This window comes from Desulforhabdus sp. TSK, from assembly GCF_022836495.1.
GTDB lineage: Bacteria > Desulfobacterota > Syntrophobacteria > Syntrophobacterales > Syntrophobacteraceae > Desulforhabdus.
This window is the reverse complement of record NZ_BQXM01000019.1, coordinates 44,713-69,612: the sequence shown is the minus strand read 5'-3', so window position 1 is coordinate 69,612 and position 24,900 is coordinate 44,713. Positions and strand designations below refer to the sequence as shown.

Sequence of the window (24,900 nt, the reverse complement as noted above, 5' to 3'; positions counted from 1 at the left end):
ACCACCCTGCACGATGAAAACAAGTCTCCGAGGTTTATGTACGTAAATGTTCAGGGGGTGGCGACTTTTTTTGCCGGCCACTCATTTTTGAAGGGACATGGCTGCCGTTTTCATGCATTAAAGGCTGAAAGATTAAGCATATGGTAAAGGCAACCGCAACTGGGGTGTGCCCGGATGTCTTCGCAGGATGCCCCCAACGGTCTTCCGATCTTATGTCCCCCACATGCGTGGGAATGAACCGAAACGTGTAGGGGCGGTTCGAGAACCGCCCAGATGTTCCCCACAGGCGTCGGGATGAACCGGCACCAGGACCACAAGCGCCCTGTCACCGACTTCGAGCGGGACGCTCACCACCAGGCATGGCCTGACCGTTGCCGAAGCCCCAAGATCCACCCTCCTGACTTCACCGCGTGCCGGGTTAATCACCGCTGGAAGCCTCCCTGGCGTCCGGCATCAAGAAAACCGATTCCGCGGATTCTATGAGCTTGTCGTCCGACAATGGCGGGAAGTCAAGGTCCCGGCTGCGTCGCAGGATCTGAACAATGGCTTCACGTTTTTCACCAGGGGGCAGACGATCGAAGGAGTTGATCAGGTTTTGTACGGCTGTGCTCATACGTGGCTCCATGGATTTGTTCGTGGAAATGTTGTCCAACTGCCCTCTACATAGTCGATCAAGTTGATGACCTGTGGGGCAAAGGACGTCACATTTCTTTTGCTCATGCACTTATGTCGTGCAATTGCCCTGGGGAGGGGGTCGCACAACCACAGGCAATAAGAGAAAAGAGGAATACGATGCTCCATTTCTGGGCAAAAACCGTCGCTGACGGCAAGCCGGGTATTTCCGTTTACGAACACATGGTCAATGTAGGATGTGTTGCAGAGACAATCGCCCAAATCTCGCCTGGCCTCCTCGATCGTTTCCACTTGACTTCATCCATTGTCGGGGCTCTTGCCGCACTCCATGACCTTGGCAAAATATCCCCGGGATTCCAGAGAAAATGTGAGGCATGGCTCGAAGACAACGGTCTGACGAAGGTTGCGCGCAATGGGTGTTGGGACACCGCCATGGAAAAAGACCATGGCAAAGTGACTCACGCTGCAGTTCAAAGTTTTCTTGCCGGAAAGGGTTTTGAGCGAAAAACAGCCAAGTTCCTTTCAACCGCTCTTGGAGCCCATCATGGCCGACTCAATCCCCCCAACGACCGCGGGTATCGTCCTCCAAAGCCTATTTCAGAAGATCAAAGCGCAATCGACTGGGATGCCGAGCGAGTGGCCAACGCTGACAGAATTTGGGAATATTTTGCGCGGGAGGGTCTGCTCCCCACCTTATCTGAAGATTCGCCCGCCCTTTGGTGGGTCGCCGGAATCACCAGCGTCGCCGACTGGATCGGCTCCGACGAAAGGTTCTTCTCCCCAGCTCACAGGATGGAAGATGAAAACACCCCTGCCCTTGCTCAAAAAGCCATCGAGACCATCGGTTTCCTCCCACCGTCCATCGAGAAGGGCCTCTCCTTTGAGACGATTTTTAGGTTTCCACCCAATTCGATGCAGTCAAAAGCACTCGCAACCATCACCGGCCCCGGCGTTTATGTCATCGAGGCGCCGATGGGCATGGGAAAAACCGAAGCGGCCCTGGGCGCAGGCTATCAGTTGATGGCTGCGGGGAAAGCGAGGGGGATCTACTTCGCCCTCCCCACGCAGGCCACCAGCAACCGGATTCATCTCCGCATGAACGAATTCCTGCGCCAGATTGCTCCGGCAGCACCGACCAGCCGCCTCATTCACGGCAACTCCTGGCTCATGGAGCCTGCCATGGAATTGAGGCCATCCACCACAGAAAAGCTGGGCACAACTCGCGATGACGCAAGGATCAGTCGGAACTGGTTCGCCTCCACCAAGCGGGCATTGCTTGCCCCATTCGGTGTGGGTACAGTCGACCAGGCACTCTTGAGTGTTGTCGCCGCGAAGCATTTCTTCGTACGCCACTTCGCCCTTGCCGGCAAAGTCGTGATCCTCGATGAAGTGCACTCCTACGATCTCTATACGGGTACACTCATCGACAAACTGATCACCGTTCTCGAAGGACTGTTCTGTACGGTCATTGTTCTCTCCGCTACGTTGACGGAAAAGCGGCGCGCACAAATAACCTCCCTTCCCGACAGGACGGCCGATGAGGGGCAACTCCCTTACCCCCTCATCACTGGGCGACAGGAAGGGCGTTGCCTTGAGCCCATCGCTGCAAGCCCCCCGAAATCAAGGATAGTGGATGTCGATTTCGTTACTGCCGAAGATGCTGCCGGACAGGCAATTTCACTTGCCCAAAAGGGTGGAGCCGTCCTATGGATATGCAATACTGTCGATGCGGCACAAAAAGAGTATCGGCACTTCAAAGAGCTCCCTCATGGTGATTTTCCCATGGGTCTTCTTCATGCCCGGTTCCCTTTCCGGCGACGTGAAGCGCTGGAACAGGAATGGATGGAGCGGCTCGGTAAAAGCGGCGCCACACGCTGTGGCTCGATCCTCTTTTCCACCCAGGTGGTTGAACAGAGTGTCGATCTCGACGCAGATTTGCTGGTGACCGAGCTCGCCCCCACCGATATGCTCCTCCAGCGCCTCGGGCGACTATGGCGTCATGAGAGGAGAAATCGTCCGAATGATAAGGCGCGCATGTATATCCTCAAGGAGACCAGGAGCCTGGAAGAGCTACGAGCCATGGAGCCGAAAGCCATCATGGAGGCATTGGGGAATAAGGCCAAAGTCTACGCCCCTTACGTGCTTCTGCGCTCTCTCGAGGTCTGGCGGGCACACCGCCAGGTTTCCATACCCTCGCAAATACGGGACTTGATTGCATCGACCTACAGGGATGCCGATGAAGAACCCGATTCGTGGCAACAGCTTTCCTTCGAATGGTTCGGAACAGACTCCGCGAAAAAGATGATGGCGCATCGAAACAGCAATCTTTGGCAAGTGGAGCTCGAAGACGAGGAAGGGGTTCAGACCCGCCTGAACGAATTGCCGACCATCTCTTTGGTCCTTTGCCGGTCTGTCACAGGCCATGAAGCGGTCTTTGCCGATCAGGACAGGGCAAGATTGGGCAACGAGGAGTATCGACTCACTACCGCTCAGGCGATTCAGAAGAACCTGGTGAAGGTGCCGGAATATTGCTTCGAGCGGATTCATCCATTTTCTGGTTTTACCGATTATCTCTACGGTAATCAGAGCGCAGGAATCCTTGGAGAGAACGGAGTGATCGAGGTCAAGGGTCTCAAGAGGGGAATCCGTCTTTTCTATTCAGATGAAATGGGGCTGGTCATCGAAAGGGCCACCCCATAAGGAGGGGATATGAATGTTGCTTTTGACCCATGGATTCCCGTCGTCGATGCCTCGGGCAGACGGCAGCGGGCAAGTTTGCTTGCCATCCTCACGGAGGGTGAGCGGTTTACGGATCTGTCGGTACGCCCGCATGAACGGGTCTCTTTGATGCGGCTATTTCTAGGTGTAGCCCACGCGGCGCTGGAAGGACCCAAGGATTACGACGAATGGTGTGAGGTGCCGCACCGCTTGCCTGACGCGGCAGCAAGGTACCTGCTGGAGTGGAAGGATTCCTTTGAACTGTTTCATCCGGAAAAGCCATGGCTGCAGGTGGCCGGGTTGAGAGGAACGGAAAAAGGAGGAGATAAGCCCGGCAAGACATCTCCGGTGTCCCTCCTCGCTTTTGAACTGGCGACGGGAAATAATTCAACACTTTACGACCATGGTGGGCAAAGGATCTTCCGCCACATTGAACCCGGGCAAACAGCGTTGAACCTGCTTACTTTTCAAAACTTTTCTTCAGGTGGAGGATCGCCCGTCGCACAATGGAAAAATGTCAAGACCTCTCAAGTTGGAAATCCTGATGCCCCCTGCCTGTCGCAATCCATGGCCCATTGCCTGTTGCGGGGAAAGACACTGCAAGAGACGCTGCACTTGAATCTGCCGACCTACGAGACCGTGAAATTATATTACAGAATATTCTCAACAAATAAGAAGGATGGGGTCACTCTTACACCAGTACCGCTGGGCAGACCGGTCTGGGAGTTTTTCCCTGAATCGCCTGACAATCATTCGAACAGGGTTGAGAATGCAACGAAGACATACATCGGTCGGCTCACGCCCCTGGCACGTTGGATACGCTTGATTCCGGGCTCCGATCAAATGTATTGCTGTAACGGATTCAAATATGAAACATTCAGAGATGGTTTTGCTTCAGAGCCGACAGCCGCCGTACAAGTGGTCACCAGGAAAGACAAGAAGGGGGCGGAGACCATGGAACGAAAGGTCGTGAAGGCGGAATCCACCAAAGCCTTATGGCGAGAGCTTTCCTCACTCGTTGTAAAACGATCCACGGAAGGGCTTGGGGGCCCCTTGGCCATGGCGAACGCCCCGCTGGATTCCCCTTTCGACTTCCATGTCTGTGCGATCACCCGCGACCAGGCATCCATGGACATCGCCGTAGAGTCGGTCTTTCACATCACTCCGGCATTCCAAATCCGTACTGCCGTCTATCATGCTGAAGTCGTGGGAACGAGCGGGGCACCCGGCGCGGAAGGATATGCACGACGACTTCGCATGGCTATCGAGGTCTACCGTCAAACTATAGACAACGATTGGAATTCCAGGGTCAAACGAGCGCAGGCGAGAGACCAGGGTACTTTGAGAGACAGAGTGGCACAGACGGCATTGCTATCCTACTGGACCACAGTCGAAAAGAACCTCCCGCTCCTGATGGAGCACATCGAGGCGATCGGCTCCGATGCTGCCATTCCCACTCGCGAAGCCTGGAGAAAAATGCTCTCTTCCGCAGCTCGTGAAGCGTACCGGATTGCCTGCGGCCAGGGGACTCCTCGCCAGATGAGAGCCTTTGCCGAGGGATGGCAGAAATTGACCGGGAGTCGACATTCACACGAACCGGTTACGCATGAAATGAAGGAGGATGCGGTATGAACGGGCTTTTCGAACGACTCCGCAAATACAGGGATGACCGGGGGATGATGGCCAACCTCCGGTGCATTCATGTGGCCAGCAAGAAACATCGTGCATGGCCTGCACTGAATCGATTGGGCGTAAGGATCGATGACGACGTTTCGGCTTATGTGGCCGGCCTCTTCGCCATGCATCCCGAAGAGGCATCGAATGGCAATCTCGGGGCCACTTGCAAGGCTATTGAGCAAAAACGCGGGGACAGAAGAGGTGACGACAATCGGCTCACCCCCACGGAACGGCGATTCCAGCATTTGCTGACGGCCGAAAAGGGGCAGGAACTGAAGGACCGCGTGCTGAGGCTCGTTGTGATGGCGAAATCTCAAGGCGTTCCCATCGACTATGTTCAGTTGGAAAGGGATCTGAGGTTCTGGAGCGATCATACCCGGACACGATGGGCGACCGCCTTTTGGGCACAAGGCACGGAACCGCCCGGCGAGGAGGAGGCATGAGCTGGCTTGTACATATGGAATTGGATGCTGAAATCGCAAGATCAGAGGGGATATTTGACAGCTATGGCTGGCACAAGAGACTTTGGGATTGCTTTCCCGGAACACCGGATGCACGGCGCCATTTCCTCACGCGAATCGATCCACTGGAAGGGGCCTTCCGACTCTGGATCCTTTCACCCAGAAGACCTATGCGACCAGGCTGGTGTCCATCAGACTGCTTTGCATCCAAAGAAATCGCCCCAGCCTTCTTTTCTCACCGTTTCTACGCTTTCGATCTGCGGGCCAACCCCACGAAATGTCTCGTGCAACGCGACGCCAGTGGTGCTCGAAAACGCCAGGGCAAGCGGATCCCACTGGTTGACCGTGATGAACTGCGCGAGTGGCTTGAACGAAAAGGCCGGGGCCGGTGCCGTGATCAAGAAACGGGGCAGGACATACCGGGTGGTTTCCGTATTCTCGGAGAAAAACCCCTGGAAATCAGCCCAATGGTAGAAAGTCATTTCCGAAGGAATGGTCAATCTGGTTACCACGGTGGCGTTCAGTTCAGAGGCATTCTGGAGGTTACCGATAGAGAAAGATTTGTTGAAACCTACCATTCCGGAATAGGCAGCGCCAAAGGTTTTGGCTTCGGCATGCTGCTGATTGCTCCGGTCAAAATATCCATACAGTAGAGACAAGGAGAATTGTCGTGAAACATCTTGAACTGCACATCATCCAATCCGTTCCCGTTGCCTGTCTGAACCGTGATGACCTCAATTCACCCAAGACTGCCGTCTTCGGCGGCGTCCAAAGAGCCAGAGTGTCCAGCCAGTCCTGGAAACGGGCGATTCGGGAGATGGCCAAGGAGTTAGCTCCCCAACACTTCAAAGGGGAGCGAACCCGGCTGATGTTTGATCCCCTTGTCAAGGAAATGGAAAGTGAGGGCCTTTCCACTCCCGAAGCTGACGAGGGAGCAAAGAAAATCATCGATGCGCTCGTGAAACTTGACAGCAAGTCAACCGATAAGGTGAAGTCGACGACTCTATATTTCATGTCGCCCCTCGAGCTTCAAACTCTCGCAAAAGGTTATGCCGAGACAAAAGATGCAAAAAAGGCCCTCAAATCCATCGATGCAAAATCCTTGAAAGATGCTGCGGATATTTCCATCTTTGGCCGCATGGTTGCAAACGACCACTCTCTTACAGTAGAAGCGGCTTCCATGTTCTCACACGCTCTTTCCACCCATAAAGTCGATAACGAAATCGACTTCTTTTCCGCAGTCGATGACCTGCAACCGAGAGAGGAGTCAGGGGCGGGCATGACGAGTACCCTGGAGTTCAATTCCGCCACGTACTATCGCTTTGCCGCGCTTAATCTCGATATGCTGGCCGATACGGAGCATCTCGCGGCAATGACACAGGAAGAACGCAAGAACGTCGTCCGAGTTTTTGTAGAGGCGACCATCAAAGCCATTCCCGGCGCCCGAAAAAACACCATGAACGGCAACACACTCCCGGTCTATGTCTTCGGTATAGTAAGGGAAAAAGGTCATCCCATTCAGTTGGTCAACGCATTCGAGAATCCTGTGCGGTCCTCCCAGGGGTATGTCACCACGTCTATTGAGCGGCTCAAAACCGAGTACCAAAAGCTCACCGATACCTGGGGCATCGAAGCCGTATTCCATAAGGCCATTCCCGATGTCAACTTGAAGGCATTCCTTGACGAGGTGGAGACTCATGTCGTCTGATATCGCATTCCTGGTTCTTCGTCTGGAAGGCCCTCTTCAGTCCTGGGGCTTCGACAGCCAGTACAATCGTCGCCATACGGGACTCATGCCTACAAGGAGCGGTATCGCGGGGATCTGCTGTGCCGCGCTCGGCCTGGCAAGAGGGACTGAGGGGGAACGAAATTTCCTCGCCTCTTTCAGAACATTGAGGATGACCGCTATTGCGATCCCCCGTCAGGGTGTGAGGAAGGAATTGCCCGTTCGCCGGCTTCAGGACTACCACACCGTCCAGAAAACAAGACGGGCGAGTGGAGCGGTCAACAACGATTGCGTCCTCACCTTCCGTCAGTACCTGACGGACGCAGCCTTCGGAGTTTTACTCCAGGGAGATGCCGAATTGCTGACTGAAATCGCCGCGGCTCTCGAAGACCCCAAATGGGGCATCTGGCTCGGACGAAAATCCTGTATTCCATCCGTACCGGTCTTTGTCGGCTTGAAAGACAGTCGGGTCGACGCATTGCGCCTCCTCATCGGGGATGCTCCATTGGAATTGTTTACACGCCAGGAAGAAGTCGAAAATTTCGCCGAAGGCCGCGATTCTCTTCCCGACGTGCCGGAATCATTTGCCATCGAAGGAAGACTGTTCTCCCCCAGAAGAGTCAGAGCCATCCAGGGACGCAGATCATGACCCGCTCGTATGAAAAGGTTTCCACGATAGACCAACCGAAGCAGGAGGCATCCAAATGGAGGGACCCGTTCTTCCTCCCTTAAAACCCATCCCCATCAAAGACCGTGTTTCAGTGCTCTTCGCCGAAAAGGGAAACCTGGATGTACTCGACGGAGCATTTGTAATGATCGATAAAAACGGCGTACGCACACATATTCCTGTCGGTGGTGTTGCGTGCCTCATGCTGGAGCCGGGGACCCGAGTATCCCATGCTGCGGTAACCCTGGCCTCTCGTGTGGGATGTCTTCTGGTATGGGTCGGGGAAGCGGGAGTTCGACTTTATGCTTCCGGACAACCGGGTGGTGCTCGTGCCGACCATCTTCTCTATCAGGCAAAGCTGGCTTTAGATGATTCTGCACGGCTCAAAGTCGTCAGGAAAATGTACAGCCTGCGCTTTAAGGAAGACCCACCGGAGCGGCGCAGTGTGGAGCAATTGCGCGGCATCGAGGGCGTGCGCGTCCGGAAGATGTATGAACTCCTGGCGCGACAATACGGCGTTCCCTGGAAGAATCGTAATTACGACCATACTCAGTGGGGAAGCGGGGACCTCCCCAATCGCTGCCTTTCCTCCGCCACGGCATGCCTCTATGGCATCAGTGAGGCAGCCATCCTGGCAGCGGGGTATGCGCCGGCCATCGGGTTTATTCACACCGGAAAGCCACAGTCTTTTGTTTACGACATCGCGGATATTTTCAAGTTTGAAACCGTGGTGCCGGAGGCTTTCCGAGTTGCGGCGCGGAAGCCCGCTGAGCCTGAACGAGAAGTGCGCCTGGCGTGCCGCGATGCATTCCGACAGTCACGCCTGCTCGATCGCATCATTCCCACCATAGAGGAAGTTCTGGCAGCGGGTGAGATCCCGAAGCCCGAGCCTCCCGAGGAATCCGTGGCGCCTGCCATACCCAATAAGGAGGGTGTCGGAGATGCTGGTCATCGTGGTTGAAAATGCTCCCCCACGCCTGAGAGGCCGCCTGGCCGTTTGGCTTCTGGAGGTCCGCGCGGGAGTGTATGTGGGAGTTTATTCGCGTCGTGTGCGCGAGATGCTCTGGCATACAGTAGAGAAGGGCATTGAGGACGGGAACGCTGTCATGGCATGGAGCAACAACACCGAATCGGGATTTGATTTTGTGACCATCGGGTCCAACCGCAGAATCCCGGTTGAAATGGACGGTATCAAACTGGTAAGCTTTATGCCACAAAAGGAACAGGAAGAGCCTCATGAACCCTAATGTCAGAGCATCCCATTTCGGTGAAGATTGTCTCGTCTGAATTTTCATTTCATTTCATAATGATAGAGGAAGTATGTTCCCCACACGCGTGGGGATGAACCGGTGCGATTCGGCATATTCCTTTTGTTAAGTGCATGTTCCCCACACGCGTGGGGATGAACCGACCATGGTGGCCAGGAAATCCGTGTCATGAGTATGTTCCCCACACGCGTGGGGATGAACCGCCCTTCTTGTCGGGAAAAACGACCTTCCCGGAATGTTCCCCACACGCGTGGGGATGAACCGACGCCGAGGAAGCCAGCGAGGAGCTCCAGGTGATGTTCCCCACACGCGTGGGGATGAACCGATCGATCTGAACGGCCTGCAGCAAAACATCGTATGTTCCCCACACGCGTGGGGATGAACCGCCTTGGGGTGAGACCGAGGCAGAGTACGAGGCATGTTCCCCACACGCGTGGGGATGAACCGTATAGTTAACTGTTAGTTAACCTCAGGCTAACATGTTCCCCACACGCGTGGGGATGAACCGGCTGGGATGGCAAGATCGACAGGAAGCTGGTCATGTTCCCCACACGCGTGGGGATGAACCGTCCACCTGGGGGAGGCAGCCAGTCTGAAGGACATGTTCCCCACACGCGTGGGGATGAACCGGCGAACGGTACCAGGACCCATAAGTGGGTCCAATGTTCCCCACACGCGTGGGGATGAACCGGTGAAGGTCTTTGACAAGTTTGGCCGAGAAGTATGTTCCCCACACGCGTGGGGATGAACCGGACTTCCAGAACCTTTCGGTTCACTCTCCAGCATGTTCCCCACACGCGTGGGGATGAACCGGCAGCGCAGATGAACGGCCTGGTCCCCAACGTATGTTCCCCACACGCGTGGGGATGAACCGCTCCGCTACATGGCCCTGGGCTGCAAGTGCGAATGTTCCCCACACGCGTGGGGATGAACCGACGCCACACTCCGAACTCAGCCATTGCTTTAAATGTTCCCCACACGCGTGGGGATGAACCGAAATGTTTGGAATCTCAGTGGTGGGAAAGACTATGTTCCCCACACGCGTGGGGATGAACCGCGGTCCGGAGCTATGTGGAATGCTGTGAAAGCATGTTCCCCACACGCGTGGGGATGAACCGTATGCTCGAATCCGCCGAGGTAACGGTTACAGATGTTCCCCACACGCGTGGGGATGAACCGTATAAAGCATGTACAAGTCTTTCTTGGACTGTATGTTCCCCACACGCGTGGGGATGAACCGTCCACCTGGGGGAGGAGGCAGCCAGTCTGAAGATGTTCCCCACACGCGTGGGGATGAACCGCTTCGCCGAACCACCGAGCTGCATGAGGAAAGATGTTCCCCACACGCGTGGGGATGAACCGCACCCATTCGCCCTTTGCCGCGCTCTGGCATTATGTTCCCCACACGCGTGGGGATGAACCGTCGCTAAAAGAGGCATGGTACATGAGGAAGGAATGTTCCCCACACGCGTGGGGATGAACCGCGCCTGGTCGGCCTCGCGCTTCAATTCCTGCAATGTTCCCCACACGCGTGGGGATGAACCGTGATTACTTCTTGTTCAGCGAGGCCTGGATTGATGTTCCCCACACGCGTGGGGATGAACCGGTCGTGTTTGGCGTCGCCGTGATTGGCGACAAATGTTCCCCACACGCGTGGGGATGAACCGACCCCTGACCGCGCTTGTAGGCGTTTCAGTGGATGTTCCCCACACGCGTGGGGATGAACCGGGATTGGAACAATGACATTGATAAAGAATGGTATGTTCCCCACACGCGTGGGGATGAACCGACAAAACCTTCTGCCGCCATGACACGTAAGTCATGTTCCCCACACGCGTGGGGATGAACCGTTGACACCGACACCCCGTTTTCCCTGGAATGCATGTTCCCCACACGCGTGGGGATGAACCGCAATCTTTCACGCCAGAAATAGTCACTGCCAAATGTTCCCCACACGCGTGGGGATGAACCGGTCCGAAAGTATTTCCCAGGGGCGACAATCACATGTTCCCCACACGCGTGGGGATGAACCGAGGTAATGCCCAAATCCGCTCCCCATCCATGCATGTTCCCCACACGCGTGGGGATGAACCGAGGCTTCGTCTTCTGATTTTTCAATTTCTGAGATGTTCCCCACACGCGTGGGGATGAACCGATACTTCCTGAATGTGCGCCACCGAGTCACGAATGTTCCCCACACGCGTGGGGATGAACCGCCAGCACTCAGGGGATTGAGCTCTTCAGCGTTATGTTCCCCACACGCGTGGGGATGAACCGCCACTGGTGGCGGCATATCCGGTACCGGTGGTATGTTCCCCACACGCGTGGGGATGAACCGTACCTACCCTGCGTCATTCCTCCCCGGGAGTGATGTTCCCCACACGCGTGGGGATGAACCGTACTCTTCCCGATGGCTCCATCAACTTTGGCAATGTTCCCCACACGCGTGGGGATGAACCGAATCTCCTCAGCGTACTTCTCCCGGCACTTGAATGTTCCCCACACGCGTGGGGATGAACCGAACGGGGCGAACGAGCTGGCGATGGAGACGGCATGTTCCCCACACGCGTGGGGATGAACCGGTCCAGGACGGGATGGTGCAGTATCGCGGGACATGTTCCCCACACGCGTGGGGATGAACCGCGCGGCACTGGCAGTCCCTAGAAATGTCCGAAATGTTCCCCACACGCGTGGGGATGAACCGTCAGTGGAGCCGATGCCGTTACGAGATCTGAAATGTTCCCCACACGCGTGGGGATGAACCGCTGTTTTTGCACGAAGTCCCAAAGGATACAGAATGTTCCCCACACGCGTGGGGATGAACCGGACATTGCAAATGCATGCCTTTCCTTCGTGGAATGTTCCCCACACGCGTGGGGATGAACCGACCGTGAATTCCACCACCAGGAACACAACCCTATGTTCCCCACACGCGTGGGGATCCGCCGAGGAAGGGTATTTACTCCCCCTCGGCGGCAATGGTATGAACGATCAGGGGCTTGCCGAAAACTCAAAATCCGAACGGCTCGGAAGTGGACTTCGTGCCCTTGGAAAGGGCGGAAGTCCAAAACCCGAGCCGTCTAAGTTGCTTCCATGCCTTCATGGGAGATTTTGTTGACTAATGGACCGGACATGCTCCGGCACAGTCTGTCATGCGTGGAATGTATCCGTAGACAATCGCCAGGAGTATGCCGAGTCCGGCTCCAAGCGGAACCCATGCACTCCCTTCGGCTGCAAGCGCGAAAAACGCGCCGAACACACCCGCCACGAGAACAACAGAGAAATGCTCTCTCATCAGCTCTCGCAAGCTATCGAACACACAGCTATTCATGCAAGCAAGCTTTTTCATGGCAGCCTCCTTGACCCAAGGTCATCGACATTGACCATTCAACAGGTTTTGTCACCTCTTACTCTTCTCACAATAATACAATTCTGCAGAAAGTGAACCGCAGGCAAAGGTCCTCTCACAGCATTCGCACGAAGTAGTTGTATTGATACGGAAGAGGGACAAGGGTCGCGCCTGAACGCTTGACGGTACAAGGGCGCCAAAGCATGGCGCGAGCCTCTGCAACAAGATGAGTAAAGCATCAAAAGCCGCGTAGGGTGCATTCCATGCATCATGTCCATGAAATGGGGCCGGCAAAGGTAGATTATTCGACAGGAAGCTCGCCCGGGTTTTTCATGGGGAAAACCGCGTGCCCCTCGAAAACGGTCAAGACGATGAGCCGATCCGCAGAGACCTGATATACGATGCGGTAGTTCCCCTCGATCCGATCACAAATATCGTCGCGCGAAAATTCCGGGACTTTTCGACCTGCGAGCGGCGAATGGCAGGCACTTCGGGCACTTGCCCTCAATCGTTCGATCCATCGTTTGGCGGCGGCTGGGTTGTCGGCGGCAATATATCGTCGGATATCCAGGAGATCCTGCCTGGCGGTTTCAGTCCAGAGGAGCTTCATGCCTCCAGATCCAGATCTTCATCCGCCACCACCCGCCCCTGCTGAACATCCGCCAGGCCCTTTTCTACGGCATCGATGAAGCGGGCCTGCTCCGTGAGAGCGTCAAAATCGGTCGGGGAAATAAGGACTGCGGCTGCCTTGCCGTTTTGGGTGATGACAAGGGGGTGATGCGAATTCTGGACCTCATGAAGCATCTGGGAGGCCCTGGCTTTAAATTCCGATAGGGAAACGATGTTCTTGGAAACAGACAGCGGCTTCATCTGGTCACCTGTTTATGAATTTGGGTTTGTTTTTGAACTGAATATAGATCTGAATTCAGATTTGTTCAAGAACGAAATGCCCTGCGCAACGCCGTCCTGGAGACGCGGGCGGAACATCCCTTCACTATCGAGGGCTGGGTCCTGCTGCCGGACCATTTGTACTCCATCTGGACCTGGCCGCTCGTTCATGCGTGTCCTCCTCATCAAGGATAATGGGGGTCATGCCTGCTTTCTTGACTCAGTATGAAGGTCGAGGCATATTGAGATCGTGAGAAGACGCGAGTTGAGAGACAAGAGTTGAGATTTTGCATCGATTTTACTGGCACGACACGGGTCCATCTGGTCATCGGTCATATTTTTGTTCCTGGAAAGGTGGCAACAAGATGTCTGAGAGAGAAATCCTGGAAGCATTGAAAAGGCTTGCCCCATCACGGCGGTTGGTTGTCATTGAAGGCGCGCTGGGGGAACTGCGCCGAGAGCTACAACAAACAGGGTCTCCTCCCGCTCAAGAGGATAGGAAGAAGCAGCTCGCCGCCGCAGCCGAAGCTCTGCTTGCGGACTACGCATCCGATGAGGAATTGACGGCATTTTCGATTCTCGATGGCGAGAGTTTCCATGCATAGAGGCGAAGTGTGGCTGATTAACCTTGACCCAACCGTTGGAGCTGAAATCAGGAAGACAAGGCCCGCAGTCATCGTGAATGACGATGCAGTGGGATTGCTGCCACTGAAGGTGATCGTACCTGTCACGGAATGGAAAGATCGATACAGCATTGCGCCCTGGATGGTCCGGATTGAAGCGAATTCTGAGAATGGGCTGGATAAGGTCTCTGCGGCAGATGCTTTTCAAGTGCGCTCTCTGGCGCAAGAACGATTTGTTCGCAAACTGGGAAAGCTCTCAGACTCTGTGATGACTTCAATCGGAAGGGCTCTGGCGGTGGTGCTGAGCATTGATTAATGTGAATCTGAAAGCCTTCTTCATGTAACACGCTCTGAGTCTCTCACGGGATACGACTGCCACCAGTGCCTTCCATGTTCCCGAGGCCGCTGCCGGGCTTTCCCCGTTTGGCCACAATTGGCCTCATATGTTTTTAACAATGTCATATTCAACAGTTACATGCAACAACCCCGACGCCGTTGAGGCAATTGGCCTCAATCCTCCTGGATCCAGGCAGAAGAACGGACCGTTGCATCCCTTGTATATAGTTGATGATTCAGAAGTTATCCTTCCGCCCGCACCCAGCGGCACCATTAATGCACTGAGTCAGAGTGCCATGAGGACTCTGCCGCCATCGGCACCCTCAGCAAGAATAAGCACTCCATCCATTATCCCAAAACTCGGAGGTCATGTATGAAGCAGTTTACTCAATCGTGTATGACGAACCCGCTATTATTTTTATTATTGATACCATTATTAGTGGTACCTTTGCTCTTCCTGCAGACCGTCGCCTACGGTCAGACTCGATTTCCCGAATCATCGGTGGTGAGGCAAAAGTGCGGAGCCTGCCACAAGGCCGACCCTCAAGGTTACATCGATGTCATTGACTTCACCAGAAAAACCCCGGAAGAGTGGAAGAATGTCGTCGACAGGATGGTGAGGCTCAACAGCGCCATCGTGACGGATTCCGAATTCTACGTCGCCGTGAAGGAACTCAGCAGGAACCTCTGCCTGACTCCCCGCGAGATGGCCCAGATCGCCTACATCAACAGCGACGAAAACAGCCAGTACGTCGAAACGCCCCAGGACGACACCCAAAAGCGCCTCTTCACCGCCTGCGTCCGGTGCCACACCTTCGGGAAGATCGCCTCCCACCGGATGACCGCGGCCAATTGGGAAGACATCAGGAACCTGCACCTGGGCTACTATCCCACGGTCATTCCACAAATGCGGGAAATGGACTGGGCCACAGAATCCAAGGACCTGGTCCCGGTGCTCGCCAAGCTCTACCCCTTCGACACCCCCGAATGGCAGGAGTGGATGAAGAACCGCAAGGAACCGGACTTGACCGGCACCTGGGTCATTTCAGGGTACGATCCCGGCCTCGGTTATTATGAAGGGAGCTACACCTTCAAACCCGACCCCAAAAAGGGCGAGGGAGAGCTGCTCATTGAAAAGGAAACTCGCTACCTGAACGGAATATCCCTGAAGATGAGCGGGACCGGCACCCTTTACGGCGGCTACCACCTCCGGTATGCCCTCACGTCCTCCGTGACGCGCAGGATCGAGGGCGTTTTCGACCTGGACAGCGGCTCGGGAATATTTACGGGGAAGTGGTGGAGTGTCGTCCAGGATGCCAATTCACAGGGGAATGAACGCTTCGCCCGGGTGGGTGGCAGCCCCGGCGTTCTCGCCGTGTTTCCCCAGTCCCTGAAGGTTTCGCCTTCTGCCACCCAGGACCTGCTGATCATAGGGGCCAACCTGCCTGAACCCCTCAAGGAGCAGGACGTACAATTCTCCGACGCCAACATACAGGTGAAGAAGATCGAAAAGAAGGGCGCCTCCAGGTACCTCTGCAAAGTGGCGGTGGGAGCGAATGCTTCCGTGGGACCGGTCCAGCTCAAAGTGAAGGGAAAGCCCCTTGACGGGAAGATTTCCATCTACAACAAAGTGGACGGCATTAAAATATTCCCGGCTTTGGGACGCGCCCGGGTCAGCTGCGGCCCGGCATACCCCCCCCAGGGCGTGCAGTTTGTGGCGCGCGCCGTATCCTATGGGAAAGACGGAAAGCCTGACACGGCGGACGATTTGATCCTCGAGCCCGTCAATGCCCAGTGGACCCTCGAAGAGGAGAAAACCCGGGACAACGACGACGACCTGAAGTACCTGGATACGCCGGTGCCAAACGGCCTGTATACACCGATTACGACTTACGGACCTATCGAATCGCGGCCTCAGCACCGGGAAGGCACGGGGCTCATCGCCATCGTGGCCACCTATAAAGAGGGCGCCCAGGAATTCAAGGGAAGGTCGCTCCTGGTCACGACCGTGCCGGACTTCATCACCCATATCAAGTAGGCAGCCCATGAGGGAATTTTCTATAGCCGAAAACAGGATGTTCCAGGCAGATGGCCGGGATTTCATCTTTCTCGTGAAGGAAAATGCCGTCTATCAGCTGGATGCAGGCATCAAAGCCTTGCTGGATGGCGTGCCGCAAGGGGAAGTCCGGAGCGAGAGCCGTCTGCTCCAGGACTTCGTCGGCTATCCTTCGGAGGAAAGGGGCGAACTGCTGAGAGGGCTGGTGAAGAGGCATATCCTCGTCCCGTCGAGCTTTGTGAAGGCGGATGGGAAGCCCATGCCGACTGCGCCCTCTCCACATCCCGTCCCCATGCAGACCCTGATCCTCCAGGTGACGGAGGCGTGCAACCTGGCCTGCCGCTATTGCTACTACTCGGAAGGGGACGGATCCAGCGGAGGCAGGAGGGGGCATCGGACGATGAGCCGGGACGTGGCGGAAAAGGGAATCGATTTCCTCCTGGAGCATGCGGCCGCGGCTGAGAAGCTGGTTTTGGTGTTTTTCGGTGGAGAGCCCCTTTTGAACCTCCCCCTGATTTCCTCGGCGGTCGATTACGCCCGCGAGAAAGCGGATGAAAAGGGCAAGCACATGGATTTCGCCCTGACCACCAACGGAACGCTCCTCAAACCGGAGGTGATCCAATTCCTCGTGGACCGGGACATCGGGGTGACCGTCAGTATGGACGGGCCACAGGAAATCCATGACCGCAACCGGCGCTTTCGGGATGGACGGCCGTCTTACGGTGCCATTCTGCCGGGACTGAAAGAGCTCCTGCGAGCATCGGTGCGCAAACCCGTCGTGGCCCGGGTCACGCTGGTGGACGCCCCCCAGGCGGTGCCGGACATCCTGGACCATCTGCTGGGACTGGGATTTGCGGAGGTGGGGCTCGCTCCCGTCACAACCAATCACCCGGCCTATCAATTCGATGCCTCCAGGCTGGATGGTCTCATGGATCAGTTCCGCCGGCTTGCCGACAGGTTTCTGGAAGCCGCCCGAACCAACGAATTTTTGGGCTTTTCCAATCTCATCGATCTGCTGACGGTCATCCATCAAAGCGAAGTCCGTACCCGTCCCTGCGGAGCTGGACTGGGGCTCTTTGCCGCGGACCCGGAGGGACGCCTTTACTCATGCCAGCGATTCCTCGGCGAGGACGCGTTCTGCATGGGAAACCTTTTCACCGGCCTGGACGGGAGCAAAGTGGAAGGCTTCCGCCGGGAAGCGGTGGTGGACCGAAAGCCCCTCTGTATGGCCTGCTGGGCACGGGCCCTCTGCGCGGGGGGGTGCTACTACGAAGCGTGGGTGAGGGAGGGAAGCCCCTTCCAGCCGAACACCCACTACTGCCGGTGGATCAGGCAATGGACCGAGCTCGGCCTGGAGGTATACGGAAAGATTTACTTGTCCAACCCGGAATACCTGGACAAGCTCGCGTTATTGAGAGGACAGACTTCGATTTTCAATCAATTCTACATAAACGACAGGAGGCCTGTATGAAGGGCGAAGGAATGAAGGGAATCAACAAGCGCGCGAAGGAGCTCGAGGAAGAGCTCCAGGAGGAAGTATTCGGAATGTCGGAAAATGTTTCCACGAGCATGCCCATAGGATGCACGACCATTTTCGATACGGGTTGGGAGACGAACCCCAGGCCCGATTCGCCCGTCGGCAACTGCATATCCAGCGCTCGGGATTTCACCAGCTGTTCGGGCCCCTGCTGGTGGCCGGCTCAAACTCCGGACAACATCACCAATTTTCCCGATTTTCAAAACCAGTGCCGTGCCGTCGAGCGCGATTGGAGAAATCTCAACTTCGTCATCAAGCGATAGGGGGAGAGGTTATGAAACACAGGTCTCTTGGCATCTTAGCGATGGTCTTCGTGCTGTGCGCCCTGGCGGGAGCTTTTAGCCCAGCGGAGGCGAAGGATTTTCTCTTTGTCCCCGTCTCCAACGCCCTTCAGATCGTCGACTGCGATACGGATACCGTGGTCAAGACCGTTCCGGCTTACAACGACTATATCATGTCAGCCGCACCTTCAGCCGACGGCAAGCGGTATTATCTCAATGCCCAACATTCCGTTTACGTCTTCGACACCGCTACACACCAGCTGATCGACACCTTCAGACTGTCTTCGGACCTCAACCGGGTCACGATCCTCGGCTTCGCCGTATCGGAAGACGGCGGCAAGCTCTATTTGAGCTGCTCCATCACCAAGAAAAAGCAAAATGTACCCAAGCTCAACGTGCTGCCGCCCCAACTCCTCGTCTTCGACATTCCATCGAAGCAGGTGGTGCAGAGCTTTGAAATCCCCTATTGCGTGTCGGGGGTCTTCACCCTGCGAAACGATCCGAATCACCTCATGCTGGTGGGCCTCGATATCCATAAAATCCAGCTGAGCGACGGCAAGCTGGAGAAGGTATTCGGTTTTCTGCATCCTGACGCGGGAGGCGAACCGGCCAACAATTTTATCATCTGGTACAACCAGAGCCCCGGTGATCCGGGCATTTTCGTGAACGCCTACTATACGCCATCGGCCATGTATTTCCTCAACCTCGACAGGAACACGGGTGAAATCAAGTCGGTGAAGGCTTCGGACATCTTCATGCTTTACAGTTGCGTGCTGTCGCCCGACAAGAAGTACGTTTATGCAGCCATGGACGATGTGGTGAAGTTCGACGCCCAGACAGGGGCAACCATCAAGTCGGTGACCCTGGAGAGAGGCACCAGCTACGCCGTGAGCATCACGTCCGACGGCAAGAAGCTTTATGTCGGCCCGTCAGGGACGGACATCACCGTTTTCGATACGGAGACGATGACTCAGCTCGGCACGATCCCTCTCGAGGCAGACGGCGTTGCCGTGCATCGCATTTCGCAGTGATCTGAGTACCGAAGACCTTAAATACCCGGCCATCTCTTTGCAGGAAAGGCTTCCAGCCGTGACAGGAATCGGCAACCGCTTACTCTTGTCGCGGCAGGATGCCGCTCCTACAAAGCAGTGCTTCAATCCCTTGATGGGCATAACTATTCAACACGCTGTTGATCACTTTGGAGAAGGGGAAGATTTTGAAAAGCAGGAAAGCCTTTTGGATCATGCTGTTTCCTGTGGCGTTCGCTCTTCTGCTGGGCATCCACGAGATTTCGGTTCGGCACTTCCAGGATGTCACCTGTGTCGTCTGCCACGAAATGCGGGAGCCCATTCGAAAATGGAAGGAATCCGGCACGGCCAAGAACCACAACAATTGTGCCGGCTGCCATTACGATTCGGGATTTTCCGGCTGGATGGCCATGAACAAATCGGCCGTCAAGCAGGCTCTGGTGCACTTTCAGCGCAATCCGGACGAGCCCATCAAGGTCCCGTCGGAGCCCGTTATTCTGGACACCAACAAAGAGCCCGGCTATTGGAGCCTAGTGCCCAACCACCGCTGCTTCCAGTGCCATGACGCCAAGAACCACAAACCCATCGACCAGCCCAAAATACACAGCAAGCTGCTGAAAGACATATCCAAGCAGCCCTGCAAGGATTGCCACAGCCATGAAATGAAAAATGGTCAGAAGTTTTATGAAAAAGTCCTGACGCCCGAGGAGAAGTCGTCAGAATCCTCCAAGAGTCAGTGATCCCAGTTATACGCATGAAGGATCGGAAGGTTCTTTGTTGTAGGAGCGGCTTCCAGCCGCGACATCGGAGAAGCCCCCATGCGCTTGGTCGCGGCTGGAAGCCGCTCCTACAAAGCAAGCTAACCTTTGGGAGGTTATTTCTTTGGAGTTGCCTAAAATGCCGCTTCTCACCCTCAACAAGTATAACTACAGCGCAGCATGGGGATTTTGATGGAACTAGCCATACATCTCAGAAGCCCCGAAATCGGTGTGGAGGCGAACCTGCGCCCGGCGCAGCTCGTGGCAAAGATCCTGGAGCCGTTCTACGGGAAAGATCTCCATTGGATGCCCCCGCCGTCTCTCCACCGGATCTATATGGGGGACGAATTCTGCCCTCACCGACTGCCGGGGCCCGCAGAACTGGAGGCCTATTGCGCCCTCTCCGACATGATGGGTGTCCCGCTGACCCTGCTCACCCCCGTGCTGACGGACGATGAACTGGACCGGTGCACGCCTCTTTTTGACGCTTTTGCCGACCGGATGCCCCAGGCCGAAGTCGTCGTCAACGACTGGGGGGTTTTGTCTCTCCTGAGGGCGATGTACCCGTCTTTACGCCTCGCTGCGGGAAGAGTCCTGGACAAGGGGTTCAAAGACCCCCGGCTGGATTTGAGAAATGAGGCCATTGCCGCCGATGACGCCCTCAAACAGATGCTCGAAGGAACCACGTTCACCCGGCCCGAATTCCAGTCGTTGGCGCAGCACATGGGGATCGAACGGCTGGAAAGCGACCTGCTCCCCTACGGCGGCACGAAGATGGAAGCACCCCCTTTCCAGCGATCCATCTACTTCCCCTTCGGGTACATCACCAGCGGGAGGATCTGCTGGATCGCCTCCTTCGGGCAGCCTGCGTCCAGGAAATTCGTTCCGTTGAAGTCCTGCCGGGGGCCCTGCCGAGAGCTCATGCTGGAGCTTCATGGCAACAGCTTTCAATTCCGCGTCTTTCAAAACGGCAATACAATTTTTTACCTTTACACCTTGCCCATGATGCGAGACCTTCTGGAGCGAGCCTCCAACGGCTCCATTCGGCTCGTCCTGCAGGGACTTTCTCTTTGAGGAGTGTCATCCCGTGCGCATCGTCGCTCCCGTCAGCTCCACCAGCGAAGTCGAGATGCTCCTGCACCACGGCGCTGACGAGCTCTACCTTGGCCTGGCCACCCCCGAGTGGGAGACTCGGTTCGGGCATCATCTGTGGATGAACCGGCGGAGCTCCAGCCAGGCCAATTTCTCGTCATGGCAGGACATCGAGGAGGTGGTCACCCTCGCCCACCGGAAGGGCGCAGTCGTCCATATGGCCTTGAACGCTCCCTTTTACACCGACGACGCCCTGGCTTTCCTCCTGGGACTTTGCCGTAAAGCCGTCGAGAAGACCGGGATCGACAGCATCATCGTGAGCGACATCAACCTCCTGGTGCGTCTCGCGGGGGAGGCCCTTCCCGTGCGGATCCATCTCAGCAGCCTGGGCAGCTGCTTCAACGCCCGGTCCGCCGACTTTTACCGCTCCCTCGGGGTCCGCCGCATCATCCTGCCCCGCCAGCTGGGCCTCTCGGACATCCGGCGGATCGTTGCCGCCTCCGGGTCGAATATGGAATTCGAAGTGTTCGCCCTGAATGACGGCTGTTATTTCGAGGAAGGATTCTGCCGCACCTCACACAGCCTCGGTCCCTTTTGCCTGGCCCAGGGGGAGCCGTCGATCCACGGGTCCCCTCCTGACGGCATATCCCCCGCCTTTCTGGCCGAGGGAATGAAGGACCTCCGTGAATATCTCTGGACCCAGAACAACTGCGGCTCGTCCTTCCAGGCCGACGGTCTGCCCAACGGGCCCTGCAGTCTCTGCCGGTTCGGCCACTTCAGAGACTGGGGCATCCATGCCGTGAAGATCGTCGGCCGTGAGGCGTCCTTTGTCCGGAAGCTGGGAAGCATACAGCTCGTCAAGGCCGTGATGGATGAAGCTCGAAAGGGGGCCGGACATGAAGAAATTGCGCGACTTTCCCGCTCCCTGAGAAAGACTCCCGAGCTTTGTCATAAGGGATTCATGTGTTATTTCAGGGAATAATAAGAAAACTCACTCCGGCTTTGAATCATATGCGCTTCATGGGACGTTACCTGCGGCCTCATAAGAGAGCGCTCATCCTTTCGACACTCCTCAGCGTGGTCAGCACGGGACTGGGCCTGGTACAACCTTATTTTGCCAAAGTCCTCATCGACAAGGTCTTTCTCGGCGACAGGCCGGACCTTCTCGTGCCCGTGCTGGCAGTCCTGATCGTCCTGCTGCTCCTGGCCTTTGCCACACGGGTGAGCAACAGCTATCTTTACACCCATTACTCCGCCCGCCTGCTTTTCAAAATGAGAGAGGACCTGCTGGCACATCTCCACAAGATCCCGCTGACTTTCTTCAGCCGAAGCAGAATCGGCGACATCTATTCGCGCATCGCCTCCGACATGGCCGACGTGCAGCAGCTCTGGACCGTCACGCTTCCCCATTCCCTTTTCGATGTCCTCACGTGCCTCATCACCATCGCCATCCTCCTGTGGCTCAACTGGCGGATGGCCCTCATGAGCTTCGTCTTTCTGCCCGTCGGCGTGATCATGCTGCGAAGCATACGGCCGAAGCTGACGGAGCTGTCGAGGAAAATTGCGGAAAGCAACGCGGATGTGGCGCATTCCCTGTTCGAGTCCCTGAGCGGGACCTCGCTCATCAGGGCGTTTGGGGCGGAGGACCTGGAATGCAGGCGGCTGAGGGAAAGGCATGCCGATGTCCTGCAAACCCTGCTGCGCTACCAGGCAGTGGGAGCCCTCTCCGGTTCCATCCCGACCTTTTTCATCCTGGTCAATACCCTGGTGGTGTTCGGGTATGGAGGATTCTCGGTCCTCGGCGGCTCCTTGAGCGTCGGCGAACTGGTCGCTTTTTCCATCTACCAGGGACGTGTTTTCGGCCTTCTCCAAAGCCTCATGGACGGTTTCCTGGTGATCCAGAAGTCGAAGGTCTCCCTGGAACGGGTGGGGGAGATTTTTGCCATCGAGCCCCAGGTGCGAGAGGACGGGGACCTCATCCTCTCCGATGAGACCTTTCGCGGGGACATCGCTTTCCACAATGTCTCCTTTTCCTATGACGGCGGGGAGCAGGTGCTGCGAGAGCTCTCTTTCCAAATCCCCGGCGGACAGACCACCGCCCTGGTGGGTCCCAGCGGGGTCGGCAAATCCACGATCTGCCACCTGATTTTGAGGCTTTTCGATCCCACTTCCGGGGTCATCACCCTGGACGGCACCGACCTGAAACGCTTCAGCACCCAATGGCTGAGAAGCCGCATCGCTCTCGTGTCCCAGGATATCTTTCTTTTCCATACCACGATCTTCGAAAACATTCGATACGCCCGGCCGGAGGCTTCCGAACAGGACGTGGTGGAAGCGGCCAGGGCGGCCTGCATCCACGATTTCATCCTGTCGCTTCCCCAGGGGTATGGAACCGTGGTGGGAGATCGGGGGGTGCGGCTCTCGGGTGGACAAAGACAACGGATCAGCATCGCCCGGACGGTCCTGTTGAAGCCGAAAATCCTCCTCCTGGACGAGGCCACGGCTTTTCTCGACACCGCGGTGGAAGAGGAGCTGCGGAGCACCCTGGAAGCGCTCATGGGGGGGCGGACCATACTGGTCATCAGCCACCACGCATCCAGCATCCGCAATGCCAAAAAGATCATCGCGCTGGGACCGGCCGGAGTGGAGTATGAAGGTCCATATGACGGAGCGTATGAATTGAACAATGCCGGGTAGGGTGCGGAATTTAAGAGATTGTCCGAAAAATGAGCCCATCACTCTTAGTACATGTCCACAGAATAAGGTGTCCATTTCGCCCCTCGTCATGCAGGCAGTTTTTAAGCCGGCATCCAGTTTCTTCAATGGATTCCGGCTAAAAGATTGCCGGAATGACGATCAAACGAATTTTCAGACAACACCTCTAAGGCTTTCGAAAGGCTTTAAGCCCAGCCATGCCACCCATCTCCATCGCCATCATTGACAGCCGAGTGAATCCCGGGCACTCCCACGTGGGGCACGTAGAGGACGGAGCCTCTTTCCTGCCGCGGAGCCCCGGAGACGGCACCGTGGCCCGGAGCCCTGATTTCAGGGACGAAATCGGCCACGGAACGGCCATTGCCGGCATCATCAGGGAAAAGGCGCCCCATGCCCGCTTCCATGCGGCGAAGATATTCGCCGGGAGTCTTCGAGCATCCATGGCTGCGCTCCTGGCCGCCCTGGAATGGGCAGTGGAACAGAACGCCAAGATCATCCACCTGAGCCTCGGCACCCGGAACGAACGTTTCAAGGAAGTGTTGGAACCGCTTTGCCGCAGTGCGTTTGAACGGGGAACCATCCTGGTGGCCGCTGCGACGGCTGCCGATGCCCTCATATGGCCCGCCGTTCTGGACACGGTCATCGGCGTGTATTGGAATGCCCTTTGCGACGAGGAGACCTTGATCCATCATCCGGACAATCCGGTGGAATTCGGCGCACACGGATTGCCCAGGCCCATACCGGGGCGACCCCAGGAGCTCAATTTTCGAGGCAGCAGCTTCGCCGCCGCCCGGGTGACGGCCAGGATAGCTGAGCTCCTGGTCTCGGATCCGGATATGAACTGTCAGCAGGCCCGCAGCGCTCTCGCTCATCTCGCCCGCATCGAACGGCTTCCATTTCTCTTATAGAAGCTGTCTGAAAAATGAGTCCATCATTCTTAAAATGTACCTTGTTTCATCATTCCGGCTAACACTTTCCGAATGACGAAAATTGGTACAGCCAACCTCCCAGGGCTTTGGCCTGCAACGAAGGATGAAATGTGCCCCTTCCGAAGGGACTTTTCAGAGAAACAACATTCGGGTAGGGT

General features: G+C 56.2%; 23 protein-coding genes and 1 CRISPR repeat array. Of the genes, 19 read left to right on the top strand and 4 right to left on the bottom strand.

What is annotated here, in order from left to right; genetic code table 11:
• Positions 1-418: 418 nt before the first annotated feature.
• Positions 419-613, bottom strand: a complete 195-nt coding sequence (locus MWC30_RS12605) for a hypothetical protein (RefSeq protein WP_244084543.1) — start codon at positions 611-613, stop codon at positions 419-421.
• A 179-nt stretch (positions 614-792) separates the two neighbouring features.
• On the opposite strand from MWC30_RS12605, the gene cas3 reads away from it, so the two are divergent.
• From cas3 to cas2e, 8 genes are read left to right on the top strand one after another with little or no spacing between them, the layout of a single operon-like run.
• The gene (gene cas3 / locus MWC30_RS12600) at positions 793-3,333 is read left to right on the top strand and encodes a CRISPR-associated helicase Cas3' (protein WP_244084542.1); all 2,541 of its coding nucleotides are present in this window, start codon (positions 793-795) and stop codon (positions 3,331-3,333) included.
• 9 nt (positions 3,334-3,342) lie between these two features.
• Complete coding sequence (gene casA, locus MWC30_RS12595; protein WP_244084541.1) at positions 3,343-4,983, top strand: type I-E CRISPR-associated protein Cse1/CasA; 1,641 nt, start codon at positions 3,343-3,345, stop codon at positions 4,981-4,983.
• A complete protein-coding gene (gene casB / locus MWC30_RS12590) occupies positions 4,980-5,471 on the top strand; it encodes a type I-E CRISPR-associated protein Cse2/CasB (protein WP_244084540.1) in 492 nt (163 codons plus the stop codon). Before casA ends, casB begins: the two co-directional genes overlap by 4 nt.
• Positions 5,414-6,142: a type I-E CRISPR-associated protein Cas6/Cse3/CasE gene (gene cas6e / locus MWC30_RS22985; RefSeq protein ID WP_368860841.1), complete on the top strand. Its 729-nt coding sequence runs from the start codon at positions 5,414-5,416 to the stop codon at positions 6,140-6,142. The genes casB and cas6e overlap by 58 nt, the downstream gene beginning before the upstream one ends.
• Positions 6,143-6,159: 17 nt before the next feature.
• Entirely contained in the window at positions 6,160-7,197 is a 1,038-nt protein-coding gene (cas7e, locus tag MWC30_RS12580; RefSeq protein ID WP_244084538.1) for a type I-E CRISPR-associated protein Cas7/Cse4/CasC, read from the top strand.
• Positions 7,187-7,864, top strand: coding sequence for a type I-E CRISPR-associated protein Cas5/CasD (gene cas5e / locus MWC30_RS12575; RefSeq protein ID WP_244084537.1), 678 nt, complete (start codon positions 7,187-7,189; stop codon positions 7,862-7,864). Before cas7e ends, cas5e begins: the two co-directional genes overlap by 11 nt.
• Before the next feature lie 55 nt (positions 7,865-7,919).
• Entirely contained in the window at positions 7,920-8,843 is a 924-nt protein-coding gene (gene cas1e / locus MWC30_RS12570; RefSeq protein ID WP_244084536.1) for a type I-E CRISPR-associated endonuclease Cas1e, read from the top strand.
• Positions 8,824-9,129, top strand: coding sequence for a type I-E CRISPR-associated endoribonuclease Cas2e (gene cas2e, locus MWC30_RS12565; RefSeq protein WP_244084535.1), 306 nt, complete (start codon positions 8,824-8,826; stop codon positions 9,127-9,129). Before cas1e ends, cas2e begins: the two co-directional genes overlap by 20 nt.
• Before the next feature lie 73 nt (positions 9,130-9,202).
• A CRISPR array of direct repeats spans positions 9,203-12,098; the repeat unit is 29 nt; unit sequence ATGTTCCCCACACGCGTGGGGATGAACCG.
• 170 nt (positions 12,099-12,268) lie between these two features.
• Here cas2e and MWC30_RS12560 read toward each other — a convergent pair.
• From MWC30_RS12560 to MWC30_RS12550, 3 genes are all read right to left on the bottom strand, one after another.
• Positions 12,269-12,499, bottom strand: a complete 231-nt coding sequence (locus MWC30_RS12560) for a hypothetical protein (protein WP_244084534.1) — start codon at positions 12,497-12,499, stop codon at positions 12,269-12,271.
• Positions 12,500-12,800: 301 nt separating this feature from the next.
• On the bottom strand, positions 12,801-13,109 hold the full coding sequence (locus MWC30_RS12555) for a type II toxin-antitoxin system RelE/ParE family toxin (RefSeq protein WP_244084533.1): 309 nt from the start codon (positions 13,107-13,109) through the stop codon (positions 12,801-12,803).
• Positions 13,106-13,369: a type II toxin-antitoxin system Phd/YefM family antitoxin gene (locus tag MWC30_RS12550; protein ID WP_244084532.1), complete on the bottom strand. Its 264-nt coding sequence runs from the start codon at positions 13,367-13,369 to the stop codon at positions 13,106-13,108. Before MWC30_RS12550 ends, MWC30_RS12555 begins: the two co-directional genes overlap by 4 nt.
• A 383-nt stretch (positions 13,370-13,752) precedes the next feature.
• On the opposite strand from MWC30_RS12550, the gene MWC30_RS12545 reads away from it, so the two are divergent.
• The 11 genes from MWC30_RS12545 to MWC30_RS12495 all read left to right on the top strand — a co-directional run bounded on the left by MWC30_RS12545 (position 13,753) and on the right by MWC30_RS12495 (position 24,721).
• A complete protein-coding gene (locus tag MWC30_RS12545) occupies positions 13,753-13,992 on the top strand; it encodes a hypothetical protein (protein WP_244084531.1) in 240 nt (79 codons plus the stop codon).
• Positions 13,985-14,326, top strand: a complete 342-nt coding sequence (locus tag MWC30_RS12540) for a type II toxin-antitoxin system PemK/MazF family toxin (RefSeq protein WP_244084530.1) — start codon at positions 13,985-13,987, stop codon at positions 14,324-14,326. Before MWC30_RS12545 ends, MWC30_RS12540 begins: the two co-directional genes overlap by 8 nt.
• Positions 14,327-14,785: 459 nt before the next feature.
• Complete coding sequence (gene peaA, locus MWC30_RS12535; RefSeq protein WP_244084529.1) at positions 14,786-16,384, top strand: quinohemoprotein amine dehydrogenase subunit alpha; 1,599 nt, start codon at positions 14,786-14,788, stop codon at positions 16,382-16,384.
• A gap of 37 nt (positions 16,385-16,421) precedes the next feature.
• Entirely contained in the window at positions 16,422-17,873 is a 1,452-nt protein-coding gene (locus MWC30_RS12530) for a radical SAM protein (protein WP_244084528.1), read from the top strand.
• The gene (gene qhpC, locus MWC30_RS12525; RefSeq protein ID WP_244084527.1) at positions 17,870-18,202 is read left to right on the top strand and encodes a quinohemoprotein amine dehydrogenase subunit gamma; all 333 of its coding nucleotides are present in this window, start codon (positions 17,870-17,872) and stop codon (positions 18,200-18,202) included. The genes MWC30_RS12530 and qhpC overlap by 4 nt, the downstream gene beginning before the upstream one ends.
• Before the next feature lie 11 nt (positions 18,203-18,213).
• Positions 18,214-19,251 carry a WD40 repeat domain-containing protein gene (locus MWC30_RS12520; protein WP_244084526.1) on the top strand — a complete coding sequence of 346 codons (1,038 nt, stop codon included), beginning with the start codon at positions 18,214-18,216 and terminating at the stop codon, positions 19,249-19,251.
• Positions 19,252-19,463: 212 nt separating this feature from the next.
• Complete coding sequence (locus MWC30_RS12515; RefSeq protein WP_244084525.1) at positions 19,464-19,988, top strand: hypothetical protein; 525 nt, start codon at positions 19,464-19,466, stop codon at positions 19,986-19,988.
• 210 nt (positions 19,989-20,198) lie between these two features.
• Positions 20,199-21,080, top strand: a complete 882-nt coding sequence (locus MWC30_RS12510) for a hypothetical protein (RefSeq protein WP_244084524.1) — start codon at positions 20,199-20,201, stop codon at positions 21,078-21,080.
• A gap of 13 nt (positions 21,081-21,093) precedes the next feature.
• Positions 21,094-22,080 carry a U32 family peptidase gene (locus MWC30_RS12505; protein ID WP_244084523.1) on the top strand — a complete coding sequence of 329 codons (987 nt, stop codon included), beginning with the start codon at positions 21,094-21,096 and terminating at the stop codon, positions 22,078-22,080.
• A 29-nt stretch (positions 22,081-22,109) separates the two neighbouring features.
• Positions 22,110-23,795: an ABC transporter ATP-binding protein gene (locus MWC30_RS12500; RefSeq protein WP_244084571.1), complete on the top strand. Its 1,686-nt coding sequence runs from the start codon at positions 22,110-22,112 to the stop codon at positions 23,793-23,795.
• A 215-nt stretch (positions 23,796-24,010) separates the two neighbouring features.
• On the top strand, positions 24,011-24,721 hold the full coding sequence (locus MWC30_RS12495; protein WP_244084522.1) for a S8 family serine peptidase: 711 nt from the start codon (positions 24,011-24,013) through the stop codon (positions 24,719-24,721).
• Positions 24,722-24,900: the final 179 nt, after the last annotated feature.

Bases quoted from the DNA above. Each gene is read 5' to 3' on its own strand.
- MWC30_RS12530 (WP_244084528.1), top strand. From the start codon at position 16,422: ATGTTCCAGGCAGATGGCCGGGATTTCATCTTTCTCGTGAAGGAAAAT.
- MWC30_RS12545 (WP_244084531.1), top strand. From the start codon at position 13,753: ATGTCTGAGAGAGAAATCCTGGAAGCATTGAAAAGGCTTGCCCCATCA.
- MWC30_RS12520 (WP_244084526.1), top strand. From the start codon at position 18,214: ATGAAACACAGGTCTCTTGGCATCTTAGCGATGGTCTTCGTGCTGTGC.
- cas5e (WP_244084537.1), top strand. From the start codon at position 7,187: ATGTCGTCTGATATCGCATTCCTGGTTCTTCGTCTGGAAGGCCCTCTT.
- MWC30_RS12555 (WP_244084533.1), bottom strand. From the start codon at position 13,109: ATGAAGCTCCTCTGGACTGAAACCGCCAGGCAGGATCTCCTGGATATC.
- MWC30_RS12550 (WP_244084532.1), bottom strand. From the start codon at position 13,369: ATGAAGCCGCTGTCTGTTTCCAAGAACATCGTTTCCCTATCGGAATTT.
- MWC30_RS12500 (WP_244084571.1), top strand. From the start codon at position 22,110: ATGCGCTTCATGGGACGTTACCTGCGGCCTCATAAGAGAGCGCTCATC.
- MWC30_RS12560 (WP_244084534.1), bottom strand. From the start codon at position 12,499: ATGAAAAAGCTTGCTTGCATGAATAGCTGTGTGTTCGATAGCTTGCGA.
- cas6e (WP_368860841.1), top strand. From the start codon at position 5,414: ATGGGCGACCGCCTTTTGGGCACAAGGCACGGAACCGCCCGGCGAGGA.
- MWC30_RS12540 (WP_244084530.1), top strand. From the start codon at position 13,985: ATGCATAGAGGCGAAGTGTGGCTGATTAACCTTGACCCAACCGTTGGA.
- cas2e (WP_244084535.1), top strand. From the start codon at position 8,824: ATGCTGGTCATCGTGGTTGAAAATGCTCCCCCACGCCTGAGAGGCCGC.
- casB (WP_244084540.1), top strand. From the start codon at position 4,980: ATGAACGGGCTTTTCGAACGACTCCGCAAATACAGGGATGACCGGGGG.
- MWC30_RS12510 (WP_244084524.1), top strand. From the start codon at position 20,199: ATGGAACTAGCCATACATCTCAGAAGCCCCGAAATCGGTGTGGAGGCG.
- cas3 (WP_244084542.1), top strand. From the start codon at position 793: ATGCTCCATTTCTGGGCAAAAACCGTCGCTGACGGCAAGCCGGGTATT.
- casA (WP_244084541.1), top strand. From the start codon at position 3,343: ATGAATGTTGCTTTTGACCCATGGATTCCCGTCGTCGATGCCTCGGGC.
- MWC30_RS12495 (WP_244084522.1), top strand. From the start codon at position 24,011: ATGCCACCCATCTCCATCGCCATCATTGACAGCCGAGTGAATCCCGGG.
- MWC30_RS12515 (WP_244084525.1), top strand. From the start codon at position 19,464: ATGCTGTTTCCTGTGGCGTTCGCTCTTCTGCTGGGCATCCACGAGATT.
- cas1e (WP_244084536.1), top strand. From the start codon at position 7,920: ATGGAGGGACCCGTTCTTCCTCCCTTAAAACCCATCCCCATCAAAGAC.
- qhpC (WP_244084527.1), top strand. From the start codon at position 17,870: ATGAAGGGCGAAGGAATGAAGGGAATCAACAAGCGCGCGAAGGAGCTC.
- MWC30_RS12605 (WP_244084543.1), bottom strand. From the start codon at position 613: ATGAGCACAGCCGTACAAAACCTGATCAACTCCTTCGATCGTCTGCCC.